The sequence below is a fragment of the Sphingomonas psychrotolerans genome, from assembly GCF_002796605.1.
GTDB lineage: Bacteria > Pseudomonadota > Alphaproteobacteria > Sphingomonadales > Sphingomonadaceae > Sphingomonas > Sphingomonas psychrotolerans.
Map to the genome: position 1 here is coordinate 2,636,010 of NZ_CP024923.1, position 20,611 is coordinate 2,656,620.

General features: G+C 65.7%; 16 protein-coding genes and 1 tRNA gene. 9 read left to right on the forward strand and 8 right to left on the reverse strand.

The genetic code is table 11. The features are described from left to right. Window positions 1–2: 2 nt before the first annotated feature. Both CVN68_RS11895 and CVN68_RS11900 read right to left on the reverse strand, forming a co-directional pair. Window positions 3–3,440 carry an acyl-[ACP]--phospholipid O-acyltransferase gene (locus CVN68_RS11895; RefSeq protein WP_233503317.1) on the reverse strand — a complete coding sequence of 1,146 codons (3,438 nt, stop codon included), beginning with the start codon at window positions 3,438–3,440 and terminating at the stop codon, window positions 3–5. 2 nt (window positions 3,441–3,442) lie between these two features. Continuing rightward, window positions 3,443–6,406: a DUF2339 domain-containing protein gene (locus CVN68_RS11900; protein WP_158298855.1), complete on the reverse strand. Its 2,964-nt coding sequence runs from the start codon at window positions 6,404–6,406 to the stop codon at window positions 3,443–3,445. Window positions 6,407–6,549: 143 nt separating this feature from the next. On the opposite strand from CVN68_RS11900, the gene CVN68_RS11905 reads away from it, so the two are divergent. Beyond that, window positions 6,550–7,125: a TetR/AcrR family transcriptional regulator gene (locus CVN68_RS11905; RefSeq protein ID WP_233503318.1), complete on the forward strand. Its 576-nt coding sequence runs from the start codon at window positions 6,550–6,552 to the stop codon at window positions 7,123–7,125. Between the two features lie 221 nt (window positions 7,126–7,346). Here CVN68_RS11905 and CVN68_RS11910 read toward each other — a convergent pair. The 3 genes from CVN68_RS11910 to CVN68_RS11925 all read right to left on the reverse strand — a co-directional run bounded on the left by CVN68_RS11910 (window position 7,347) and on the right by CVN68_RS11925 (window position 9,644). Next, window positions 7,347–7,422 (reverse strand) — tRNA-Ala (locus CVN68_RS11910). Window positions 7,423–7,998: 576 nt separating this feature from the next. Further along, the gene (locus CVN68_RS23190) at window positions 7,999–8,145 is read right to left on the reverse strand and encodes a hypothetical protein (protein WP_158298856.1); all 147 of its coding nucleotides are present in this window, start codon (window positions 8,143–8,145) and stop codon (window positions 7,999–8,001) included. A gap of 101 nt (window positions 8,146–8,246) precedes the next feature. Next, window positions 8,247–9,644, reverse strand: a complete 1,398-nt coding sequence (locus CVN68_RS11925) for a glutamate ligase domain-containing protein (RefSeq protein ID WP_100282398.1) — start codon at window positions 9,642–9,644, stop codon at window positions 8,247–8,249. Window positions 9,645–9,685: 41 nt separating this feature from the next. Between CVN68_RS11925 and CVN68_RS11930 the strand changes: the two genes are divergently transcribed. Next, window positions 9,686–10,504, forward strand: a complete 819-nt coding sequence (locus CVN68_RS11930) for an LD-carboxypeptidase (RefSeq protein WP_100282399.1) — start codon at window positions 9,686–9,688, stop codon at window positions 10,502–10,504. Window positions 10,505–10,811: 307 nt separating this feature from the next. On the opposite strand, the gene CVN68_RS11935 is transcribed toward CVN68_RS11930, so the two are convergent. After that, window positions 10,812–11,846, reverse strand: a complete 1,035-nt coding sequence (locus tag CVN68_RS11935) for a glycoside hydrolase family 43 protein (RefSeq protein WP_100282400.1) — start codon at window positions 11,844–11,846, stop codon at window positions 10,812–10,814. A 153-nt stretch (window positions 11,847–11,999) separates the two neighbouring features. Here CVN68_RS11935 and thrS point away from each other — a divergent pair, with 153 nt between their 5' ends. From thrS to CVN68_RS11950, 3 genes are read left to right on the forward strand one after another with little or no spacing between them, the layout of a single operon-like run. Then, window positions 12,000–13,997 (forward strand): threonine--tRNA ligase, encoded by a 1,998-nt coding sequence (gene thrS / locus CVN68_RS11940; protein ID WP_199560300.1) that lies wholly within the window; start codon window positions 12,000–12,002, stop codon window positions 13,995–13,997. A gap of 7 nt (window positions 13,998–14,004) precedes the next feature. Then, on the forward strand, window positions 14,005–14,688 hold the full coding sequence (locus tag CVN68_RS11945) for a helix-turn-helix domain-containing protein (RefSeq protein ID WP_199560068.1): 684 nt from the start codon (window positions 14,005–14,007) through the stop codon (window positions 14,686–14,688). Window positions 14,689–14,697: 9 nt separating this feature from the next. Further along, on the forward strand, window positions 14,698–15,822 hold the full coding sequence (locus CVN68_RS11950; protein WP_100282402.1) for a hypothetical protein: 1,125 nt from the start codon (window positions 14,698–14,700) through the stop codon (window positions 15,820–15,822). A 15-nt stretch (window positions 15,823–15,837) separates the two neighbouring features. On the opposite strand, the gene CVN68_RS11955 is transcribed toward CVN68_RS11950, so the two are convergent. Further along, window positions 15,838–16,653 (reverse strand): TorF family putative porin, encoded by an 816-nt coding sequence (locus CVN68_RS11955; RefSeq protein ID WP_100282403.1) that lies wholly within the window; start codon window positions 16,651–16,653, stop codon window positions 15,838–15,840. Window positions 16,654–16,812: 159 nt separating this feature from the next. On the opposite strand from CVN68_RS11955, the gene CVN68_RS11960 reads away from it, so the two are divergent. The 3 genes from CVN68_RS11960 (at window position 16,813) to CVN68_RS11970 (ending at window position 18,838) form a co-directional block, all read left to right on the forward strand. After that, window positions 16,813–17,274, forward strand: coding sequence for an acetyltransferase (locus tag CVN68_RS11960; protein ID WP_100282404.1), 462 nt, complete (start codon window positions 16,813–16,815; stop codon window positions 17,272–17,274). Between the two features lie 164 nt (window positions 17,275–17,438). After that, window positions 17,439–17,972: a translation initiation factor IF-3 gene (gene infC / locus CVN68_RS11965; protein WP_100282405.1), complete on the forward strand. Its 534-nt coding sequence runs from the start codon at window positions 17,439–17,441 to the stop codon at window positions 17,970–17,972. Next, window positions 17,972–18,838, forward strand: a complete 867-nt coding sequence (locus CVN68_RS11970) for a glycoside hydrolase family 16 protein (protein WP_100282406.1) — start codon at window positions 17,972–17,974, stop codon at window positions 18,836–18,838. The genes infC and CVN68_RS11970 overlap by 1 nt, the downstream gene beginning before the upstream one ends. On the opposite strand, the gene CVN68_RS11975 is transcribed toward CVN68_RS11970, so the two are convergent. After that, window positions 18,811–19,767 carry an AraC family transcriptional regulator gene (locus CVN68_RS11975; protein ID WP_158298857.1) on the reverse strand — a complete coding sequence of 319 codons (957 nt, stop codon included), beginning with the start codon at window positions 19,765–19,767 and terminating at the stop codon, window positions 18,811–18,813. The genes CVN68_RS11970 and CVN68_RS11975 overlap by 28 nt on opposite strands. A 103-nt stretch (window positions 19,768–19,870) precedes the next feature. Here CVN68_RS11975 and CVN68_RS23195 point away from each other — a divergent pair, with 103 nt between their 5' ends. Next, entirely contained in the window at window positions 19,871–20,536 is a 666-nt protein-coding gene (locus CVN68_RS23195; RefSeq protein ID WP_158298858.1) for a hypothetical protein, read from the forward strand. Window positions 20,537–20,611 lie beyond the last annotated feature (75 nt).

Sequence of the window (20,611 nt, forward strand, 5' to 3'; positions counted from 1 at the left end):
ATTCATAGTAGGCTCGGTTGCAGCGCAGGCGACGTGACGGCCGGCATCTCGCTGGCACTCGCGGTCATGGTGACATAGTCGAGCTTACCCGTCCCGAGCACGGGCAGTTCCGGCACCGACCGGATATCGCGGGGTATCGCGAGTTCGGCGATGCCGTTGGCCTTGCCCCAAGCCTGGAGCTCGCTCGCCTTCGCGTCCTTGCGCGTCGTAAACAACACCAACTGCTCACCCTTGCGTGGATCGGCGCGCGTAACGGCGGCGTGGTCTGCATCGGGCCACACGCTGGCGGCATAGCCCTCGACCGCGGGTAACGAGACCATCTCGCCACCGATCTTGGCGAAGCGTTTGGCACGGCCGTGGATCGTGACGAAGCCCTGCTCGTCGATCGTGACGATGTCGCCGGTATCGTGCCAGCCACCCTCGGGCGGTTGCAGCACGCCGGGTGCGTCGGCTTTCATATAGCCGGCCATGATGTTGGGCCCGCGGATCGAAAGCTTGCCGCCCTCCTCGATGCCTGGAACCGGATCGACCTTCGCGTCGATGTTCGGCAGCAGACGCCCGACGCTGCCGGCCTTGAAGTGCATCGGCGTATTGACGGCGATCACCGGCGAGGCCTCGGTCGCGCCATAGCCTTCGAAGATGCGCACGCCGAACTTTTCGCCCCACACTTTCCGAGTCTCGTCGCGGACGCGCTCGGCACCGGCGAAGATGTAGCGGACCGAGTAGAAATCATAGCTGTGCGCCATCCGCGCATAGCCGGCGAGAAAGGTGTCGGTGCCGAACAGGATCGTCGCATTGGCGTCGTAGGCGAGCGCGGGCACGATCCGGTAGTGCAGCGGATTGGGATAGAGCAGCGTGCGGATGCCGCTCAGGATCGGCAGCAAGGTACCGCCGGTTAGCCCGAAGCTGTGGAAAACCGGCAATGCATTGAGCACCAAGTCCGACGAATTGAAGTCGATCCGCGCCGAGAGCTGCTGGCAATTGGAGAGCAGATTACGATGGGTCAGGACGACGCCTTTGGGCAGGTCTTCGCTGCCGCTTGTGAACAGGATCACCGCCGGGTTGTCGGGCGCGACGCCCAGGCGGCGATGGAGCCGCCCGGCCCAGCGTGCGGCAAACAGCGCCCGCAGCTTGGCGAGAGTATTGATGCCAGCCGCGATGTCCTCGAGATAGACGATCCGGCGCCCGTCGGCCTCGAGACCCTCGACGATCGGCTCGAGCTTGCCTTGCGTCACGAAGGCGCGCGCGGTGACGATCGTGCGGACCTCCGCCGTAGCGCATGCCGCCTTCAGATTGGCGAGGCCGGCGGTGTAGTTGAGCATCGCCGGCACGCGGCCGATGCGCTGGAGTGCGAAGAAGGTCGCGACCACGCTCGATACATTGGGAAGCAGCACGCCGACCGCCCCACCCTGACGGGCCAGCGGATCGAAGGCACGGCCGAGCAACATACTGCCGATGATCAGCCTTTTGTAGCTCATCGGCTCGCGCTTGATGTCCTCGACGATCTTCGTGCCGCCGCCATTGACGTCCTTGGCGTCGAGCAGGGCCTGGAACAGCGTGCGATCGGTATCCGACGTCGCGAAGATCATCGCGCTCATCTCGTCGTACAGGCGGCGGCCGGCGATCGCGCGGCGCTGGCGCCCAGTCATTGCGCCTTCGACCTCCACATGCCGCGGCGGCAGCACGGTCAGCGTGATCTTGGGGAACGCCCGCAGCCGCACCTTGCCGCGCAGCTTCGAGAAGGAAGAATATTGCGCCCCGTCGATGCGCACCGGGACGAGCGGCGCGTCGGCCTTGTCGGCGACCATGCCAGGCCCGTCGAACACCTTCATCAGCGCGCCGGTGACGGTGATGCGGCCCTCCGGGAAGATCACCAGCGTGTTGCCCGCTTTGACTGCCTTGACCATCGCCTTGGTCGCCATCGGATTGGTCGGATCGACCGGGAAGGCGCGGAACAGCTTGAGCGCGGGCTTGATCCAGAAGCTGTTGGCAACCGCGGTGTGCACCGCGAATACCGGCTTGCCCGGCAGGAACACCGCGAGCAGCAGCCCGTCTAGCCACGAGACGTGGTTGACCACCACCACCGCGCGGTCGCCGGGCTTCGGCATATTCTCGGCACCATGAACCTCGACGCGGTAGAGGAATTTTAGCGTCGCACGGATCAGCCGCTTGATCACCGTCTCGGGCAGCAGCCAGCACGAGATCAAAGCGACGATCAGAGTCGAGAAGCCCATGACCGCGATCACCGCGGGGATCGACACCCCGAAGGCCGCCATCCCGGCGACCACCACCATCACCAGCACCGCGACGATCGCGTTGACGATATTGTTGGCGGCGATGATCCGCGAACGCTCGGCGACCGGGCTGTTGGTCTGGAGCAAGGCGTAGAGCGGCACGATGAACATGCCGCCCGAAAAGGCCAGCACCGCCAAGTCGAGCAGCACGCGCCAGCTTCCCGGCGCTTGGACGAAGGCAGCGATGTCGGCGCCCGGCGCGGTGATCACGAAGCCGCGCGTCGACAGCCAAAGGTCGATCATGCTCGCCGCCATCACCAGCGCCGAGACCGGCACGAAGCGCGCCGACACCCGTCCCTTGAGCAACCGGTTGACGGCGAGCGAGCCCAGCGCGATCGAGACCGAGAAGACCAGCAGGAACAAGGTGACGACCGGTTTGCCCGCGCCCAGGGTGTTCGACACCAAGGGCGCGAAATCGTTGAGGAGCACCGCGCCAACCGCGAAGAACCAGCTGATGCCGAGGATGCACAGCCAGATGTCGCGCCCGGCATGCGCGGTGCGCAGCACCTGCCAGGTCGAGCGGAGGGGATTGGGATCGACGCGCAGCCTCGGGCTCGTCGGCGGCGCGGCGGGCACCCAGAGGCTCGCGACCAGCCCGACCACCGCCAGCGCAGTGGCAATCAGCCCGGCTTCCCAGGGCGGCACGAAATTAGGAAGCAGCTGGCCGCCGAGAATCGCGAGGAATGTCCCCGCCTCGATCATCCCGGTGCCACCCATGATCTCGCCGGGGGCAAGGTGCTGGGGCAGGATCGAATATTTGACCGGTCCGAATATCGTCGAGTGGCAGCCCATGAAGAACAAGGCGAGCAGCAGCAGCGGCACCGACTGGAACCAGAGCCCGGCCAGCCCCACGCCCATGAATACCACTTCGGCCGCCTTGACCGCGCGCACCAGCTTCGCCTTGTCCCAGGCGTCGGCGATCTGCCCGGCCACCGCCGAGAACAGGAAATAGGGGAGGAAGAACACGCCCGTCGCGATCGCCGCCAGCATCGCCGAATGATTGGGATCGGCTGCGTAGAGCGTGAAATTGACGAGGAACAGCATCGCATATTTGAGCGCGTTGTCGTTGAACGCGCCGAGGAACTGGACGACGAACAGCGGACCGAAGCGACGCTTCGCGAGCAACGAAAAATCTGGCGCGGACATGATTACCCCCGGGTGTCGGCAAGAACGGTATCGGCGGAGTATGACTCATCGGTCAACGGAGCTTCGCCGGCCGCATCGGGCAGATAGCGGCTGTACAGCCATCCCATCCCGATCAGGCTGAAGCCCAAGGCGGCGAACGACGCGATGCGCAGCAGGCCGTCGAGCCCCGCCGCGTCGAACAGGAACACCTTGCCGATGGCGGTGAGCATCAGGAGCAGCGATGCGATCCGCCAGTCGCGCAGCCCCCGACGGATACCCCATTGCAGGAACCCGATGGCGAGCACGATCGCGAGCAGCGAGCGGCAGATGTCCTCGCTCTGGAAGGTCTGGCCGGTGGAAAGCAGCGTGCCGTGGAAGACCTGCCTGAGGAGAGACGCGGCCAGCAGCAGGATCAGCATTATGCGTGCCCAGTCGCGAGCCCGTCCGGCCGGCGCGTCGTCGACGATGCGCGCCGACCACCAGATCGCGAAGAACGCCGTCGCATAAGCCGGCACGAGCCATGGACCCGCAGCCTGCTGCGACCAGAGCGGGTTGTGGAGTAGCACGCTGAACCAGCCGAAGTGGAGCAGGGCGGCCAGTCCCAAGCCCGCGGCGATGCGCTGCGAGCCCGCGCGCCAGGCGAGCATGCCCGCGGCGGTGAGCAGCATTTCCCACAAGGTCCGCTCGGCCATGCCGCGCGCGATGAACATGTCTGCGGCGTCGATGACGAACACGTGCTTCCACGCGGCATGCAGCGCGACCATGCCGAGCAAAGCGGTGACGAGCATGCCGATCTCCCCCACCCGTGCCGGCAATCCGCCGCGCCACAGCAGGAAGACGAGCCCCGGTATCGGCGCGACGATGCGGACCGCGATGTCGACCGCGGCAGGAAGCGCGGTCACCACGAAAGGCTCGCCGACGAGCGCGCCGCTGGCCGCTGCCAGCCAGACGCCAAGCGGCTGCAATGCCCAGCCCACCGAAAGCAACGCCGCGGCGCCGAGCGCTGCGACCGGTGCCCGTATGCCGGCCAGTGCGAATGCGGCGAGCAGAACCGCGGGGATGAGCGCCTGCCATTGATGTGGAACCAGCTGCGCGATTGCGACATAGCCGAACGCGACCGCATAGGCTTGGCCCAGCTGACGAACGCCATTGCCGCGCGACCACCGCGCGAAGCCGAGCGCGGCGAAAGCGGGCACCAGCCAGCGGATGCATGCTGACAGCGTCAGCGGGACGTCGGTCGGGACGACCGCGCGCAGCACTTCGTCCGTGCCACCTTGGGCAAGCAGGAACGCCAGCGCCGCGAACGCAAAGGCATAGCTGCCTTGTTCGACGCGATCGTCGGAGGATGTCCTGGCGAGCAGCAACGCCGCCACTGCAGCGACCGCGGTGGCCGGCGCCAGCGCCCAGGCCGGCAGCGCAAGCCCGGCCGCGAGCAGACTCAGCCCGAGCCCGGCAAGCGCGAGCGCGGCGAAGCGGGCGTCAGCAATGCGGGCGGTGTTCCGCCAACCGACCGCCGCAGCGCCCCCGGCAATCGCCGCGCCGAGCAATGCGAGCGGCACGAAGGTCGCGCGTCCGGTCTGATCCCAAAACTGCGCGATCGGCACGAGGACGGTGCCCAGCGCAATCGCGGCGAGCTGGACGGCGTCACCCAGTCGTCCCTCGCTCCGCCACAACCGCCACAGCGCGGGCGCGCCGTAGATCAGGGCGCCTCCGCCGAGCACGAACGCCAGTGGCAAAGCGGCGGGGCTCGGCCAGGCGATGCTCAGCAACAGTCCCGTGGCCAAGCCCGCAAGCGATGCGTCGGCGAACCGCGGCTCGCGGCGCGACAGCCAGACGAGCGCGATCGATAGTAGCGCGAACAGGCCCCAGTTGAGCCCGGCAAAGCCGCCGGTCGCGACGATCGCCGCGATCTGGGCGCAGCCGGCCAGGGCGCTGACCAATTGGAATGCCCGCGCCTGGCCGCCTGTCAGCAGCAAGGGGAAAGCGATGGCGAGCGCCAGTGTCAGCGCCCCCACCGACAGCGTCGCGGCGATATCATTCAGGCCACCGCCAATGAGCAGCACTCCCCAGCCGAAGCCGCCGGTGACGGCGAGCGCGCCCAGCCACCACCAGCGCTGCGATCGCCCGAGCACGCACAAGCCGCCCACGGTCAGCGCGAGATAGGTCGCAAGCAGCGGCACGTTGGGCGATCCCGCGCCCACCAGCGCCGGCGCAGCGAGACCGCCGACCAGGCCAAGCACCGCGCTCGGCGCCCCGAAGCGCATCGACAGGATCGCCGCCAGCGCAGTCACCACGGCGAGGCCCATGAACGCCGTCATCGGCCCGACCAGATGATAGAGATTGGCCGCCACCAAGATCGCGGCATAAAGCGTCGCGATACCGGCGCCCGACAGCGCCTGCCGGATCCGCGCATCGCGGACCAGATCGTCCTTGCGGAGCGCCAGTTCGGCCACGGCGATGAGGCCCGCGCCAAAGAGCAGGCCGCAGATCACGCGCACCAGGGGCGACAACAATCCGGCGTCGATCGAATATTTGACGATGAGGAAGCCGGCGACCGCCAGCGTCACGCCGCCCGCCCAGATCGGGAGATAGCGGCCGAACACATCCTCGAAGGAAAAGCTGCGCGGGCCGGGTTCCCTGCTCTCCGGCGTGGGCCAATAGGGCTCGACCGGCTCGACATCGCAGTCCGGAGCAGGAGTCTCCGCCACCGGTTCGACCGGCAAGATGTCCACGGTTTCCAGTGGCACCGGCGGCAGCGCGGATTCGGGCACCTCATTGAGGACGCTTTCCGGTTCCCAGACGGTCTGTGTTTCGAGCGCCGAGCGATAGGCGGTTCGCACCATCGGGCGCGTGCTCGGTTCCGGCAGCGCAGGGGACGCTAACGCGCCCATTTCCACGGCGCTCAGGCGCGCATCCAAGGCCTCGGCCCGGTGCCACAATTTCGCACAGGCCATGATCAGGCCAATCAGGACAAGTGCCACCAGCATCATCGACCCCTCGCAGTTCGTGGCATTGCAGTAGCATAAATTGAACGGTGTTCAATTAAAAATTCCACAGTGTTCAATATCGATGGTATTTCACGGGAATGGGACGTCGATCGGATCACACGCGCACGGAGCTGGAGGCGTTGATGATTGCCGCCGGGCACGCGCTGCTGGCCGAAAAAGGCTACGCGGCATTCTCCGCACGCGAAGTCGCCAAGCGAGTCGGCTATTCGGTGGGCACGCTCTACAATGTGTTCGACACCCACGACGATCTCATGCTGGCGATCAACACCCGGACCTTCCTGGAATGGGCGGCGGCCATCGCGGCGCGGTTGGAAACCGCCGGCGAGGATCGCATCGCGGTACTCGTCGACAGCTATTTCGATTTTGCCACCGCCAATCGCAACCTGTGGATGGCGATCTACGACCATCGGCTGCCGGAAGGCGCGCCTTTCCCCGATCGCTACGCCCAGGATCGCCGCAGGTTGACCATTATCGTCGAGCAGGAGATCGCTCGCGTGCTGCCGCCGGATCGCGAGGACCTTGCCCCTCCGCTGGCGCGCTCGCTGCTAGCGACGGTGCACGGACACTGCGTTTTCCTATTGAACGGCACTTTCGCGCTGCTCGAAGAAGAGCATCCACGCGAGGCTGCGCTAGCTCGCGCGCGCGAAGCGCTTGAGGCCGCGCGTAGTGGATCGCCGGCCGATACTGGCCGCTTTTAGCGTTTTCCACCGCACGACCGAACGACTGGAAGTGGGCGCAAAGCTGCCGTTCGTCAGCGACTCACCTTACTACAGGAGACTCACCGGTGTCCGGGGTCCAGATTTAGGTAGACAGTTCGCGCAAGTCCGCACGGAGCCGCCGCTAACTACCGTCGATATTATGACCGAGATTATGACCGAACTGCGATTCTCGCGAAAAAAGCAATAAAATCAATGGCGGCTGGTGGAGCTGAGGGGAATCGAACCCCTGACCTCTGCAGTGCGATTGCAGCGCTCTCCCATCTGAGCTACAGCCCCGCCGCTGGTCCCCGGCGTGCCGGGAGGCGCATCCATTAGCGAGACGCTTTCTTCGATGCAACTGCGTTGAGGCGCGGAGGATGGATGGCTGCGCGCGCGGAACAGCCTTCAGATCCGATGAAAATGGCGGCACCGAACCTGTCCTTCGCACGCTGGATCCTGCGTCTGGCGCAGGATCCCCGAGGTCCTTCTTTGGGCTCAGCCCCAAGGAAGGCAGCCACTGCCGCGCGGAACGCCGCGGGCTGATCGAGCATGACGAAGTGCGCGAAATCGCCAATCCCGGTATAAGTGGCGTGCGGAAGCGCAGCATATTGACTGCGAAGAACACATCCGCGCGGTCCTGGCGCGGATATTGGTCGTTCCATGCGTAAACGAGAGTCACCGGGCACGAATCGCCTTGAGCTCAGGACGCGTATCGGTGGTCAGGTCTGGCTGTTCAGATCGGCGACGATTCCCTCCAGCAATCCCGGCTTCAGGTTGGCGGGTGGATCGTCACCGCTGAAGCCGTTGACCTGCACCAGGCCAGATGCTGCTGGCTCCATGCGCGCTCGGCGCGCAGCACGCGGAGGTGATTGTTCATGCGCCGCGCGCCGCAAGATGATCGCGCAAACCGATCCCGCATTGCGCCGGGCCCCACGAGGCGCACCACAGCGGAAACGCCATGAGGATCAGATCGGAATTGTAGACCGTGGCGACCGACAACAGAACGCCGGTGCCGGACACATGCAGCTGGCAATCACTCGTCGGTCTCCTCGACGAGGTAGCCCCCTCACTGCGATCGCACCGACGATCGGCAAGGCGGGCTACATTTACATTTAGCAAAGTTAGCCCGACAGTTTGTCCACCATGCTTTGCGCCAGCAGACTGAGCGTGTCGTCGCGCGCGCCCATCACGACGACGCGGTCGCCCGACCGCGCCTGCGCGACCAGATGCGCGGCGGCGGCCTCGCGATCGGGGATGTGAAGCGCACGCTTGCCGGTGGCGGCGACATCCGCGACGATGTCCGCGCTGGTCACTTCGCGGGTGACCGTGCCGCCCTGGTAGACCGGATCGGGCAGCACGAGCAGATCGTCCTTCGTCAGCTTCGATGCGAACATCGCCACCAGTTCGCTGCGCATCACCTTGAGCGGGCCATATCCGTGCGGCTGGAACAGCAGCAGCAGCCGGCCGGGAAAGGCGTGGAGCGTCTCGAGCGTGGCCGCGATCTTGTCGGGGTTGTGCCCGAAATCGTCGATCACCACGACACCACCGACCTCACCGACCAGTTCGAAGCGGCGCTTGAGCCCGGTGAAGTCCGCGATCGCCCGGACAGCCTTCTCCAGCGGCACGCCCGCCGCTTGGGCCGCAGCGAGCGCTGCCAGCGCGTTGGACACATTGTGCCGTCCCGGCACCTGCAACGTGACCCGCACCGGCGCGGCGCCTTTCGCGTGCAGATCGAACGTCACGCCGGAGCGCCGCTGCTCGATGTCGCGCGCGACCAGATCGGCGTCGCCTTCGATCGCAAAGGTGACCAGCCGGTCGGCGGGCAAGGTCATGGCCAGCGCCGCGCCTTCTCCATTGTCGAGATTGACCACCGCAGTGCCGGCCTTGGCGATGAAGGCCCCGAACAGCGCGATCAACTGCGTCATTGGCATGTGATCGAGGCTGACATTGTTGAGCACGGCGACCTTGGGCCAATAAAGTGCGATCGAACCGTCGCTCTCGTCGACTTCGCTGACATAGGCGTCGCCCGCGCCGACCAGCGCGCTCGCGAACAGGGCTTGCGGAGAGACAAAGTTCTTCATCACCGCGCCGTTCATCACCGTCGGGTCGCGCCCGCAGGCGTGGAGGATCCAGCCGATCATGCCCGTGACAGTGGATTTGCCGCTCGTGCCGGCCACGCCGATCGATTGCGGCGCGGCGTTGAACAAAGCCGCGTTGAGTTCAGCGCGAGTCATCTGCGCATTGCCGAGTGCGGCGGCGCGAACCATGTCGGGCACGCTCGCCTCGATCGCGGCGGAGGCCACCACGACCTGCCCGGGCGAGACGATCCCGCTGCCGTCCTGCGGGAACAGCCCGACGCCACGGCGCTTCAGATCGTCGAACTTGGCGGGCAGCCGGCCGGCATCGAGGCTGCGATCCGACCCGGCGACGGTCGCGCCCTGCCCGGCGAGGATCATCGCGAGGGGCATCATTCCCGACCCGCCGATGCCAACGAAGAAGTAAGATTTGCCGTCCTGCATGGCGTCGCGCTATCGGCGGTTTGAACGCAAGGGGCAAGCGCATGCGCATCGGAGTGGTAGCACCGGCACGGACCGTCAGCAGCGAATCCTCGCTGCGGCTGGCGGCGTTCATGGCGCTCATCTACCCCGATCACGACATCGTGTTTCACCCGCAATGCTATCTCGAGGAGGGCCATTTCGCCGGCTCCGATGCCGTGCGCGCGGCGGCGTTCCTCGAATTCGCCAACGATCCGGCGTTCGACGCGATCTGGTTCGCCCGTGGCGGTTATGGCTCGAACCGGATCCTCGACACGGTGATGCCCCAGCTCAACGCCGCGGCGGGGCGCAAGACCTATATGGGCTTTTCCGACATGGGCTTCCTGCTCGGCGCGCTCTACGCCCGGCGGATCGGGCGTCCGGTCCATGCCTCGATGGCGAGCAGCCTCGGCAAGAACGACACCGGCGAAGCCGCGGGCTGGGCGCTGGGCTGGCTGATCGACAAGGATCGCCGCGCGCTCGAACCCAGCCTTGCCGACGGGCGTCCCGCGGCCGCCTTCAACCTCGCGATCCTGACCACGATGATCGGCACGCCGTGGCTGCCCGACCTCACTGATCACGTGCTGATGATCGAGGAAGTCGACGAGCCGCTCTACCGGATCGACCGGATGCTGTTTCAGATGGCGCATGCCACCCAGCTCAAGGGCATCGCCGGGGTGCGGCTCGGCGCGGTCACCTCGGTGGTCGACAACGGCAATGATTTTGGCGAGACGATCGAGCAGATCATCACGCGCTGGTGCCGCGACATGAAGGTCCCGTATCTCGGCCGCGCCGAGATCGGCCATGTCGAATTGAACCGGGTGGTGCCGTTTGGCGTCGCCTAGGGAGCAGTCATCCGCCTCGTGACAGGGCGACTCGATCGCGCCGCTAAAGAGGGGCTTCGGTGCGCGCCCAAAGCGGGTTTGACCGGCCTTAGCTTGACTCAGTTCACGGAAACGCGATTCATCTCGTAACATTCTCTCGCGATGCGGTGCGTTGCCGTGCTGTCAAAGAGCGGCGGGACGAGTCCCGTCGAGACGAACCAAGCAAGCGAAATCCTACATTGCAAGGGCTTTGGCGCCCGGCCGATGCTCGCGGAGAGGCCCCCTCCACCACTTCGTAGTCCCCTCCCCCGCTTCGCGAGGGAGGATTTCAGCGAATGGCTCCGTTCTTCACCGGTACCCCGAAATCGGGCGTCCCGTCGGCGCGGTAATGCACCGGCTGGACCCGCGCATGCCGGTTGGGATCGAACAGCGGATCGCCCTTGATCTCGCGATAATCGCGTCCGTGATAGACCAGCAGGTCGCGGCCATGCTCGTCGACGACGAAGCTGTTATGCCCCGGGCCGAACACCTTGTTCGCCTCCGCCGTCGCGAACACCGGCACCGGCGCTTTACGCCACGACGCCGGGTTCATGATGTCGGCATCGGCGTCCGCAGTCAGCATCCCCATGCAATAGCGCGCATCGGTGGCGCTCGCCGAATAGGTCAGGAACAGCTTGCCGTTCCGCACGAGCAGCGCCGGCCCCTCCGCGACCTTGAACCCCTGCACTTCCCAATCGAGCGTCGGCACCGTCAGCCGCGCGGGCGGCGCAGCAAGCGTCGTCGGCGTCTTCAGCGGTGCCAGATAGAGGTTGGAGTTGGTCTCGATCCCCGGCTCGCGCTGCGCCCAGCAGATGTAGCGGACGCCACTATGCTCGAAAATCGTGCTGTCGAGAGTGAAGGTGTCCCACGGCGTCTCGAACTGGCCGAGCAGCGACCAGTCGGTGGTGAGCGGGTTCGCGCCACGGCCCTGGAGGACATAGGTGCGGATATGGAATTTGTCGTCGCCATTGCCCGCGGCGAAGTAGAAATGCCACGCGCCGTCGAAATGATGGATCTCCGGTGCCCAGATATAGCCGGCCATCTTGCCACTGGCCGGCCGGCGCCAGATCACCGTCTCCGGTGCGTCCTTGAGCCCCGCCACAGTCCGCGCGCGGCGCAGCACGATCCGGTCGTATTCGGGGACGGAAGCCGTGAAGTAGAACCAGCCATCATGGCGCAGGATCTGCGGGTCCGCTCGCTGGAGGATCAGGGGGTTGGTGATCTTCGCCTCCTTCGCCTGCGCGATGCCGGGCATTACCGCCCCGATGGTGACCGCCGCGCCTCCCGCGATCAATGCGCGCCGATTGATGATGTGGTTCCGCATGACATTCCTCAACCTGATCGGCTCGCGTCGCGCAAGTACAATCCTCAGACTATTCGCCTGAACTGGCCCTGAGCGCGCGCCTTGCCTATATCGCGCCTGCGCGGGCATAAGCCGCGCTCCTGACCCTTTTTCGAAAGAGATCCCGTGTCCGAGATGTTCCGTATCACGCTGCCCGACGGTTCCGTCCGTGAGGTAGCCCCGGGGACTACCCCGGCGGACATCGCCGCGGCGATCGGTCCGGGGCTCGCCAAGGCAGCCTTGGCCGCACGGGTCGACGGCGAATTGCGCGACATCGGCCGCCCGTTCGAAGGCGATTCGAAGCTCGCTTTGGTCACGTCGCGCGACGAGAAGGACGCGCTCGAGCTCGCGCGCCACGATTATGCGCACATCCTCGCGGAAGCGGTGCAGCATCTCTTCCCGGGCACGCAGATCACCTTCGGCCCGTCGACCGATGACGGCTTCTATTACGACTTCGCGCCGAAGGACCGCCCCTTCACCGAGGAGGATCTGCCCGCGATCGAAGCCGAGATGCGCAGGATCATCGCCGCGGACGAGCCACTGATCCGCGAAGTCTGGTCGCGTGCCGACCTGATCGCGCGCTGGACCGCGCAGGGCGAGACCTTCAAGGCCGAATGGGCGCAGGAGCTTCCCGAAGGCGAAGAGCTGACGGTGTACCGCGCCGGCAAGGGCGAAGACGCGTGGCTCGACATGTGCCGCGGCCCGCATTTGGCCTCCACCGGCAAGGTCGATCCTAACGCGTTCAAGCTGACGCGCGTCTCGGGCGCCTATTGGCGCGGCGATCAGAAGAACGCGATGCTGAGCCGCATCTACGGCACCGGCTGGCTCAACAAGAAGCAGCTCGACGAGCACATGATGCGGCTCGAAGAGGCCGCCAAGCGCGACCACCGCAAGCTCGGCCAGGAGATGGACCTGTTCCATTTGCAGGCCGAAGCGCACGGCTCGGTCTTTTGGCACCCGCACGGTTTCACCATCTGGCGCGCGCTCGAGGCCTATATGCGCCGCGCGATCGACGCCGCGGGCTATCGCGAAGTGAAGACCCCGCAGGTGATGGACGCGCGCCAATGGGAGCAGTCCGGCCATTGGGGCAAATATCGCGAGAATATGTTCGTCATCCCCGACGAGGTTCCCAATGTCGAGGACGAGGGCCCGATCGTCTCGGACGACGCGCAATGGATGGCGCTCAAGCCGATGAACTGCCCGGCGCACGTGCTGATCTTCCGTCAGGGGATCAAATCGTACCGCGACTTGCCGCTCAGGCTGTACGAAAATGGCTGCTGCCATCGCAACGAGCCGCACGGCGCGCTGCACGGGCTGATGCGCGTCCGCCAGTTCACCCAGGACGACGCGCACATCTTCTGCCGCGAGGACCAGATCGTCGAGGAAGTGCAGGCATTTTGCCGGCTCGCTGACCGCATCTATCGCGACTTCGGCTTCACTTATTCGATCAAGCTGGCGCTGCGCCCCGACAAGCGCTTCGGCACAGAAGAGATGTGGGACAAGGCCGAAACCGAGCTGCGCGACGCCGTGGTCCGCGCCGGTCTCGCTACCGACGAATATGGCTGGGAAGAGCTGCCCGGCGAAGGCGCCTTCTATGCGCCCAAGCTCGAATGGCATCTCACCGACGCGATCGGGCGCACATGGCAGGTCGGCACGATCCAGTCGGACCGGGTGCTGCCCGAGCGGCTCGACGCGTCCTATGTCGGCGAGGATGGCGAGCGTCACCGCCCGGTGATGCTCCACCGCGCGATCTTTGGCTCGTACGAGCGCTTCATCGGCATCCTGATCGAGCATTTCGCCGGCAAGCTGCCGCTATGGCTGGCGCCGACCCAGGCCGTGGTCGCGACGATCGTCTCGGACGCCGATGAATATGCGCAGCAAGTCACCGACAAATTGCGCGCGGCGGGCATCCGCGTCGAGACCGATCTGCGCAACGAAAAGATCAACTACAAGGTGCGCGAGCATTCGGTGGCCAAGGTTCCGAACCTGCTCGTCGTCGGCAAGCGCGAGGCCGAGGAAGGCACCGTGGCGTTGCGCGTTCTCGGCAGCCAGGGGCAGCAGATGCTGTCACTGGACGAGGTGGTCGCCAAACTGATCGAAGAGGCAACCGCCCCGGATCTGCGCGCGCAGTGAGCGATCGGTGAGCCCGTGCGGCATCGGCCGGCACGCGGCAGGCGAGCGCCTGCCGCGGCACCGCCATGTCGAGGGCTATGTCGCGTTGGTGCTCGCCGGCGGCTATGAGGAAGCCGGCGACGATGGCCGCCTCGTCGCGCGACCGGGCACCGTGGTGATCCACGATCGCTGGGCTGCGCATCAGGATCGGTTCGCCAGCGGCGGCGCGCGAGTGCTCAACCTGCCCGCCTTGCCCGGCCTCGCCGGCGCGGGCAGCGTCGCCGATCCCGACGCCGTTGCCCGCGTGGCGGAACGCGATCCGCTGGCGGCCGCCGCGCTGGTCCGCGAGAGCTTCCGCCCCGACGCCGCGCGCGCAAACGACTGGCCCGATCTGCTCGCCGCCGCGTTGCGCGACGCTCCTGCCGTCCCGATCGCCGCATGGGCCGAGCGGATGGGTCTCGATCCCGCCTCGGTCAGCCGCGGATTCGCGCGCGCTTACGGCGTCAGCCCCAAACGTTTTCGCCTCGAGGCGCGCACCCGCCGCGCGCTGCTGGCGCTCGATCGCTGGCGGGGCAGCCTCGCGGCATTCGCCGCCGAGCACGGCTTTGCCGATCAGGCCCATTTTACCCGCTCGGTATTAGCGGTGACCGGCCATCCGCCCGCGCGCCTCAAGGCAAAGTCCGTTCAATCCGCGGAAGTCGCCATCCGCTAGACCGGGCGCATGGATCGCCGCCTCTTCCTTGCCGCCACGCTCGGCACATTCGCTGCGCCCCGCGCCGTCGCCCAGACAGCGCCGATCACCCGCTGGAAGGTCACCAGCTCGGAGGGCCATGACGCGATAGCTTTTCTCGGGCCGCTATCGGGCGAGGCGCTCTACCAGAAATTCTACGCCGAAGACGCCAAGGCCTTCCCGCTTCCTGATCCCGTGCGCAGCGAGATCGCGGCATTGTGGAAAGAGGCCGGCACCAGCGGCTTCGGCCTGCTCGGCCCGGTCCTCTCGAGCAAGATCTCGGGCACCGACGTCTCCACGCTCGACGCCGTCATCGCCGCGCTCGCCGATCCCGAAACCCGCATCCGTCCCAGTCTCCGGCAGAGCCCCTATTGGGACGAAGCCGAGTGGAAATGGCTGGCCGCCAACGCGCCCCGCCTCGTCGCGGTGTTCACGGCGATGCGCGACGCGGATTTTCCCGGCTTCCGTAACGCGCGTTCAGGCGAGATCGCCTCGCGCATTCCCCAGCTCCAGCGCGATCTCGCGCCCTTCGATGTCGTCCGCCTGCAGCAGAAGCTTACCGGGCGCAGCTTCTCGCCCGAGATTGAAGTGGTGCTGCTCCAGTTCTGCAAGCCGCACGGGATCAAGGTGCAGGGGCAGACCTTCCTCCAGGCCGCTGACTGGAACCTCGCCATCACCGTCCGCAACGCCGCGCACGAGATGCTCCACCCACCGATCCTGATGGATGGCGCAGTGGCGAAGGCCGCGCTCGCGGTGCTGGCCAGGGACCCGCTGATCCCCCGCATCGTCCGCGAACACGATCCCAAATGGGGCTATACCAGCCTCGACGGCTATCTGAACGAAGACATGGTGCAGGCGCTCGACCAGTTGATCAGCGAGCGGCTCGGCGTCGCGCGCAACCCCGCCGATCGCTGGCGCGACAATGACGACGGCATCCACGTCCTCGCCGCCGGTCTCTACGGCATGCTCCGGCAGGACAGATGGAGCGACACCGGCGGCGCGATCGAAGCCTGGCTCGATCGCGCCACCCGCACCGGCAGGCTCTCGCCCACCAATTTGCATTCGGTGGCCGCGCGGATTCTCGAACGGCCGATGGACAGGCTCTGGCCGCTCTGAACGCGCGCGCCGCGTCTAGAAGGCGGCCGAGACCGAAAACACCACCTGGCTTCCGGCAATGCTCGACCCGTCCTTGGTCGAGGAGAAATTGGGCAGCAAATACGCCGACTCGCTCTCGCTGATGTCGGTGTCGGTATAAGCCACACCGAGGGTCAGCGGAGTGCCGGCGATCGCCAGATCCGCGCCGAGCATCCAGTCGAGATACTCCCCGGTCGGCGACAGGCTGGTACCGTTAGGGCCGAGGCCGGGATTGCCGTTCGAATAGCCGACATGCCCTTTGAGCGTCAGCGGCGTGCCCTTCACGCCGGTCGAAAGATCGCCCCAGATGTAGAGATTGTCCTCGGACTGGCCGTTACTCTCCGGCGTCGCCGAGAAATTGCCGAGCGCTTCCTGCTTGGGCGCATAGGCGACTCCGGCGAGCGCAGTGACCGGGCCGAGCGATCCCGAGAGCTTCACATAGGGCTCGGCGAAATCGGTGTTCTGGAAGCCGCCCGGATACATGTACCAGGTCAGGCCGACGTCGAGCGTACCGCCACCGCCGATCGGGAATTTGTAGCCCGCATAAAGATCGAGCTCCATGTTCGCGCCGCCGAACGTGCCCCAGCCGGCAAGGTTCGATGCCCAGACGCCACCGTAGAGGCCGCTCTCATGGCTGACGGTGAGGCCGCCCTGAACCGCCATTTCCTCGTCGGTCTGCGAGACGCCGCGGAAGCGATAGTCGGAGACGAGCGCGGCGCTGCCCGAGACGGTGATGGCCTTGGGCGGCTCTTCCTGCGCCAAAGCGGGCGTGGCCGAGCCGAGCAGCATGGCCAAAGCGAGACGTGTTTTCATGTAGGACTCCCCCTCTTGTTTTGGGTGGTGGTCCCCTGCGGGCGGGATCGGGCCAGCCTCTGGGCGTGCGGGCTCCGTTCCAGCACTCTACGAGGTATCGCAAGAAATCCTGCCGGTGTGTAACGAAGTGTTGCTGCGACGCAGCGAAGGAGGAAGACGATGCGGATCCGCGAAGGCCGGCCGGACGACGTAGCGCGCGCGCTGGAGATCTGGCGCGCGGCGGTGGACGCGACGCATGGCTTTTTGACGCCGGCGGACCGCGCCGTGATCGACATCATGGTCGCGCAAGAATTCTTGCCCAACGTGGCGCTGTGGCTGGCCGTCGACGCCACGGATCGGGCGCTGGGCTTCCTCGTCATGGATGGCGCGATGATCGATGCGCTGTTCGTCGATCCCGCGGTGCACGGGCAAGGGATCGGCACTGCCTTGCTCGATCACGCGCTCTCGCTAGCGCCCGATGCAGTGGTCGACGCGAGCGAACAGGCGAGCAATGCCCTGCCCTTCTACGAAGCGCGCGGATTCGTCCGCACCGGGCGCTCGGAAACCGATCCGCAGGGACGACCCTATCCGCTGGTCCATTTGCGCTATGCGGGGAGGATTAGAGTCTCTCCGCTTGCGTAAATCCCCCCTTGCCCCGATATCAGAACTGTTGCGGCCGGGCATCGGCACGCGACAAATCGGCAGTTCGCGCGTTCTTCCCCTGTTCGGAACAGCGCGCGCGCGCTATCCTGCCGCACCAATTCGTGTGATCAACAAGTACAGGAGCAGTCCTTATACGTCCTCCCATGTCCCGGCGCCCTCTGGCTCCGCCGCCGATGAACGGCCCGCGCTTCAATGAATTCATTCAATCGCCCAAGGTGCGGGTGATTGATCAGGACGGCGAGAATCTCGGCGTGATGTACACGCGCGAGGCGATGGAGCAGGCCCAGTCGGTCGGGCTCGACCTTGTCGAAGTGTCGCCCAACGCCGATCCGCCCGTCGCCAAGTTCCTCGACGTGGGCAAGTATAAATACGAGGCCCAGAAAAAGGCCAACATCGCGCGGAAATCGCAGAAGACGCAGGAGATCAAGGAGATCAAGATGCGTCCGAACATCGACGATCATGATTATGATACGAAGATGAAGGCGATCCACAAATTCCTCGGCGAGGGTGACAAGGTGAAGATCACCCTGCGCTTCCGCGGCCGCGAGCTTTCGCATGGCCAGCTCGGCATGATCCTGCTCAAGCGCGTGCAGGACGACACCGCCGAAATCGCCAAGATCGAGAGCTATCCGCGCATGGAAGGCCGCCAGATGCTGATGGTCATCTCGCCCAAGTGATGTGCTGGCGAGGGCTGCCGCTTGCGGCCCTCGCCGCCCTCCTCCCGGCCGCCGCTTCGGGGCAAACCGTCCATTCCCCTCCGATCACTGCCGGCACCAACGAGAAGCTCGTGCTTCCCGACGGCTATCGCCAAGTGTGGGCCGACGAGTTTGACCGCCCCGGCCTGCCCGATTCTAAGAAATGGGCGTACGACACCAGCCGCAACAAGCTCGGCTGGTACAATGAAGAGCGCCAATATTACGCCGCTGAACGGCCCGAGAACGCGCGAGTCGAGAATGGCCGCCTGATCCTCACGGCGCGCAAGGAACGCCTCTCCGACAAGCCCGATTTCGGCGGACAGGACTTTGCCTCGGGCAAGCTCGTCACCAGCGGCCTCGCCCAGTGGAAATACGGCTTCATCGAAGTGCGCGCCAGGCTCCCCTGCGGGCGCGGGATCTGGCCGGCGATCTGGATGCTCGCCTCGGACGGCAGCGCCGGCTGGCCGGCGATTGGCGAGATCGACATCATGGAGCATGTCGGCTGGGACCCCGGCCGCGTTCACGGCACCGTCCACACCAAGGCCTATAATCACGTCGCAAAGACCCAGAAGGGTTCCAGCGTCATGGTGCCCGATGCCTGCACCGCGTTTCACAACTACCAGCTCGACTGGAACGCGGATCGCATCCTGATCGGCGTGGACGGCCACGCACATATGCGTTTCGACAACGACCATAAGCGCGATCCCGCGACCTGGCCCTTCGCCAGCCCCGAATATCTGATCCTCAACGTCGCGGTCGGCGGCTGGGGCGGGCAGAAGGGGATCGACGACGCGGCATTCCCCGCGACGATGGAAGTCGATTACGTCCGGGTGTGGCAGAAGCGCTGATCCGGCCCGCGTCGCTCATGCATCGAGACCGGCGTCACCCGCTGGCGGCGATAGAGCGTCGGAGAAGCGCCCACCTCTCTCCTGAAGACCGTGTTGAACAAGCTGATCGTGCCGAATCCGCACATGAACGCGATCTCGGTCACGCTCAATTCGGTCGAGCGCAGTAGCCGCTTCGCCCGTTTCAGGCGCTGGATCTGGATATAACGCGTCGCGCTGACGCCGAAGGCATCCCGGAATGCTTCGGAAAAGCGCGAGTGCGACAAGCCCGCGAGACGATAGAGCGCCTCCGCCTCGATGCGATCGCCCAGCCGCTGGTTGATATGGGCCATGACCGAAGCGAAGCGATGCGTCTTCGCGATCCGCCCCGACACGCCCAACGCATCGCACTGCTCGGCGAACAGCCGTGCCACGATCGACAATATGTGCGTGATCAGCCCGCGGCTGGCGATCTGCCAATTGCGCACCTGCGGATCGGCGGTCGCATGCAATTGCAGAATGAGCGACCGCAGCTGCGGATCGGCAGGGAGCTTGTTGCATCCGAATTCGGCGGCATGAAGAAACGGCTGTATCCACTGCGAGCACTCCTCCGGATCGCCGAACAGCGACGCGCCGAAATAGGTCACCAGCGCCCCCTGATTGTGCGGGCGCGGGATGATCGGCTGGTGGATCTCATTGGCGTTGACGATGAAGACATCGCCCGGCGTGATCGGAATCTCGGCGTCCTGGATCATGTACGCGCCGTGATCCTCGGGAATATAGGCGATCTCATATTCCGGGTGGCAATGCAGATAGCCGAACGCCGGCGACAGCGGCGCGACATGGCTCGTGCGCAGCGGAAAATGCGGGTCGTGAAAGGGGATGCGCGCACGGAACGGGTCCACCCGCGCTCCACCACCCTGCTGGGGTCGTCCCTTGGCTATCGTTTTCACGGCCGCAAGATTGACCGGAAAATAGTGAAAGCCAATCGGAAAGCGGCGGATAGCGCGCCATTGTGCCGCCGCCGTAACCATCGGGAGCAAAGGAGATGCTCTCATGCGGAAATTCACCAACCCTGCCCGGACAATATGCAGCCTCGCTATTCTGCTCGCTGCGACATCGGCGCCCACACAGACCGTTGGGGCGCTGCAGCGCGCCGGGGCGCCGGTCGCGCTCGCCCTCGATCGTCTCGAGCTCTTCAACCGCACCGCTACCGCCGCCAATGGCGAGATTCGGCTGAACGCCTCGACCGATGCGGGACTGGCATGGATCACCGGCATCGCCCGCAACGAGGGCTGCCTTTCGCTGGACGTGCGCGGGTCGAACGAATTCGGCCGCAGCTTCGTGGGCATCGCCTTCCGCGGCGTGGACAAGGACACATATGATGTCGTCTATGTGCGGCCGTTCCGGTTCCGCGCGGAAGATCCCGCCCAGGCAGCCCATGGGCTGCAATATATGTCGCTGCCGGACCATCCCTGGCCGGTGCTGCGCGAGCGCTCACCCGGCGTTTACGAAAGCGCGATTGGTTCGGCGCCCGATCCGGACCATTGGATGCATCTGATGGTTCGCTTTCGCAGCGGGCGGATGCAGGCGTTCGTCAATGGAGCCGCGACGCCGCAACTCGACCTGCCCCTGCTGACCCAGGGAACCGGCGGCCGCGCCGCGCTCTGGGTGGGAAACAATTCGAGCGGCGCCTTCCGCAACCTCCGCGACTGCAGCTGACGTCGCCAGGCCGTCAACCTGTGCGAACGATGGACTGGAATGTGGTCATCCCGTCTGTCCGGTAACCCGCACTTT

Bases quoted from the DNA above. Each gene is read 5' to 3' on its own strand.
- CVN68_RS11960 (WP_100282404.1), top strand. From the start codon at position 16,813: ATGCGGATCCGCGAAGGCCGGCCGGACGACGTAGCGCGCGCGCTGGAG.
- CVN68_RS11930 (WP_100282399.1), top strand. From the start codon at position 9,686: ATGCGCATCGGAGTGGTAGCACCGGCACGGACCGTCAGCAGCGAATCC.
- CVN68_RS11970 (WP_100282406.1), top strand. From the start codon at position 17,972: ATGTGCTGGCGAGGGCTGCCGCTTGCGGCCCTCGCCGCCCTCCTCCCG.
- CVN68_RS11935 (WP_100282400.1), bottom strand. From the start codon at position 11,846: ATGCGGAACCACATCATCAATCGGCGCGCATTGATCGCGGGAGGCGCG.
- CVN68_RS11900 (WP_158298855.1), bottom strand. From the start codon at position 6,406: ATGCTGGTGGCACTTGTCCTGATTGGCCTGATCATGGCCTGTGCGAAA.
- CVN68_RS11925 (WP_100282398.1), bottom strand. From the start codon at position 9,644: ATGCAGGACGGCAAATCTTACTTCTTCGTTGGCATCGGCGGGTCGGGA.
- CVN68_RS11895 (WP_233503317.1), bottom strand. From the start codon at position 3,440: ATGTCCGCGCCAGATTTTTCGTTGCTCGCGAAGCGTCGCTTCGGTCCG.
- CVN68_RS23195 (WP_158298858.1), top strand. From the start codon at position 19,871: ATGCGGAAATTCACCAACCCTGCCCGGACAATATGCAGCCTCGCTATT.
- CVN68_RS11950 (WP_100282402.1), top strand. From the start codon at position 14,698: ATGGATCGCCGCCTCTTCCTTGCCGCCACGCTCGGCACATTCGCTGCG.
- thrS (WP_199560300.1), top strand. From the start codon at position 12,000: ATGTTCCGTATCACGCTGCCCGACGGTTCCGTCCGTGAGGTAGCCCCG.
- infC (WP_100282405.1), top strand. From the start codon at position 17,439: ATGTCCCGGCGCCCTCTGGCTCCGCCGCCGATGAACGGCCCGCGCTTC.
- CVN68_RS11905 (WP_233503318.1), top strand. From the start codon at position 6,550: ATGATTGCCGCCGGGCACGCGCTGCTGGCCGAAAAAGGCTACGCGGCA.
- CVN68_RS11955 (WP_100282403.1), bottom strand. From the start codon at position 16,653: ATGAAAACACGTCTCGCTTTGGCCATGCTGCTCGGCTCGGCCACGCCC.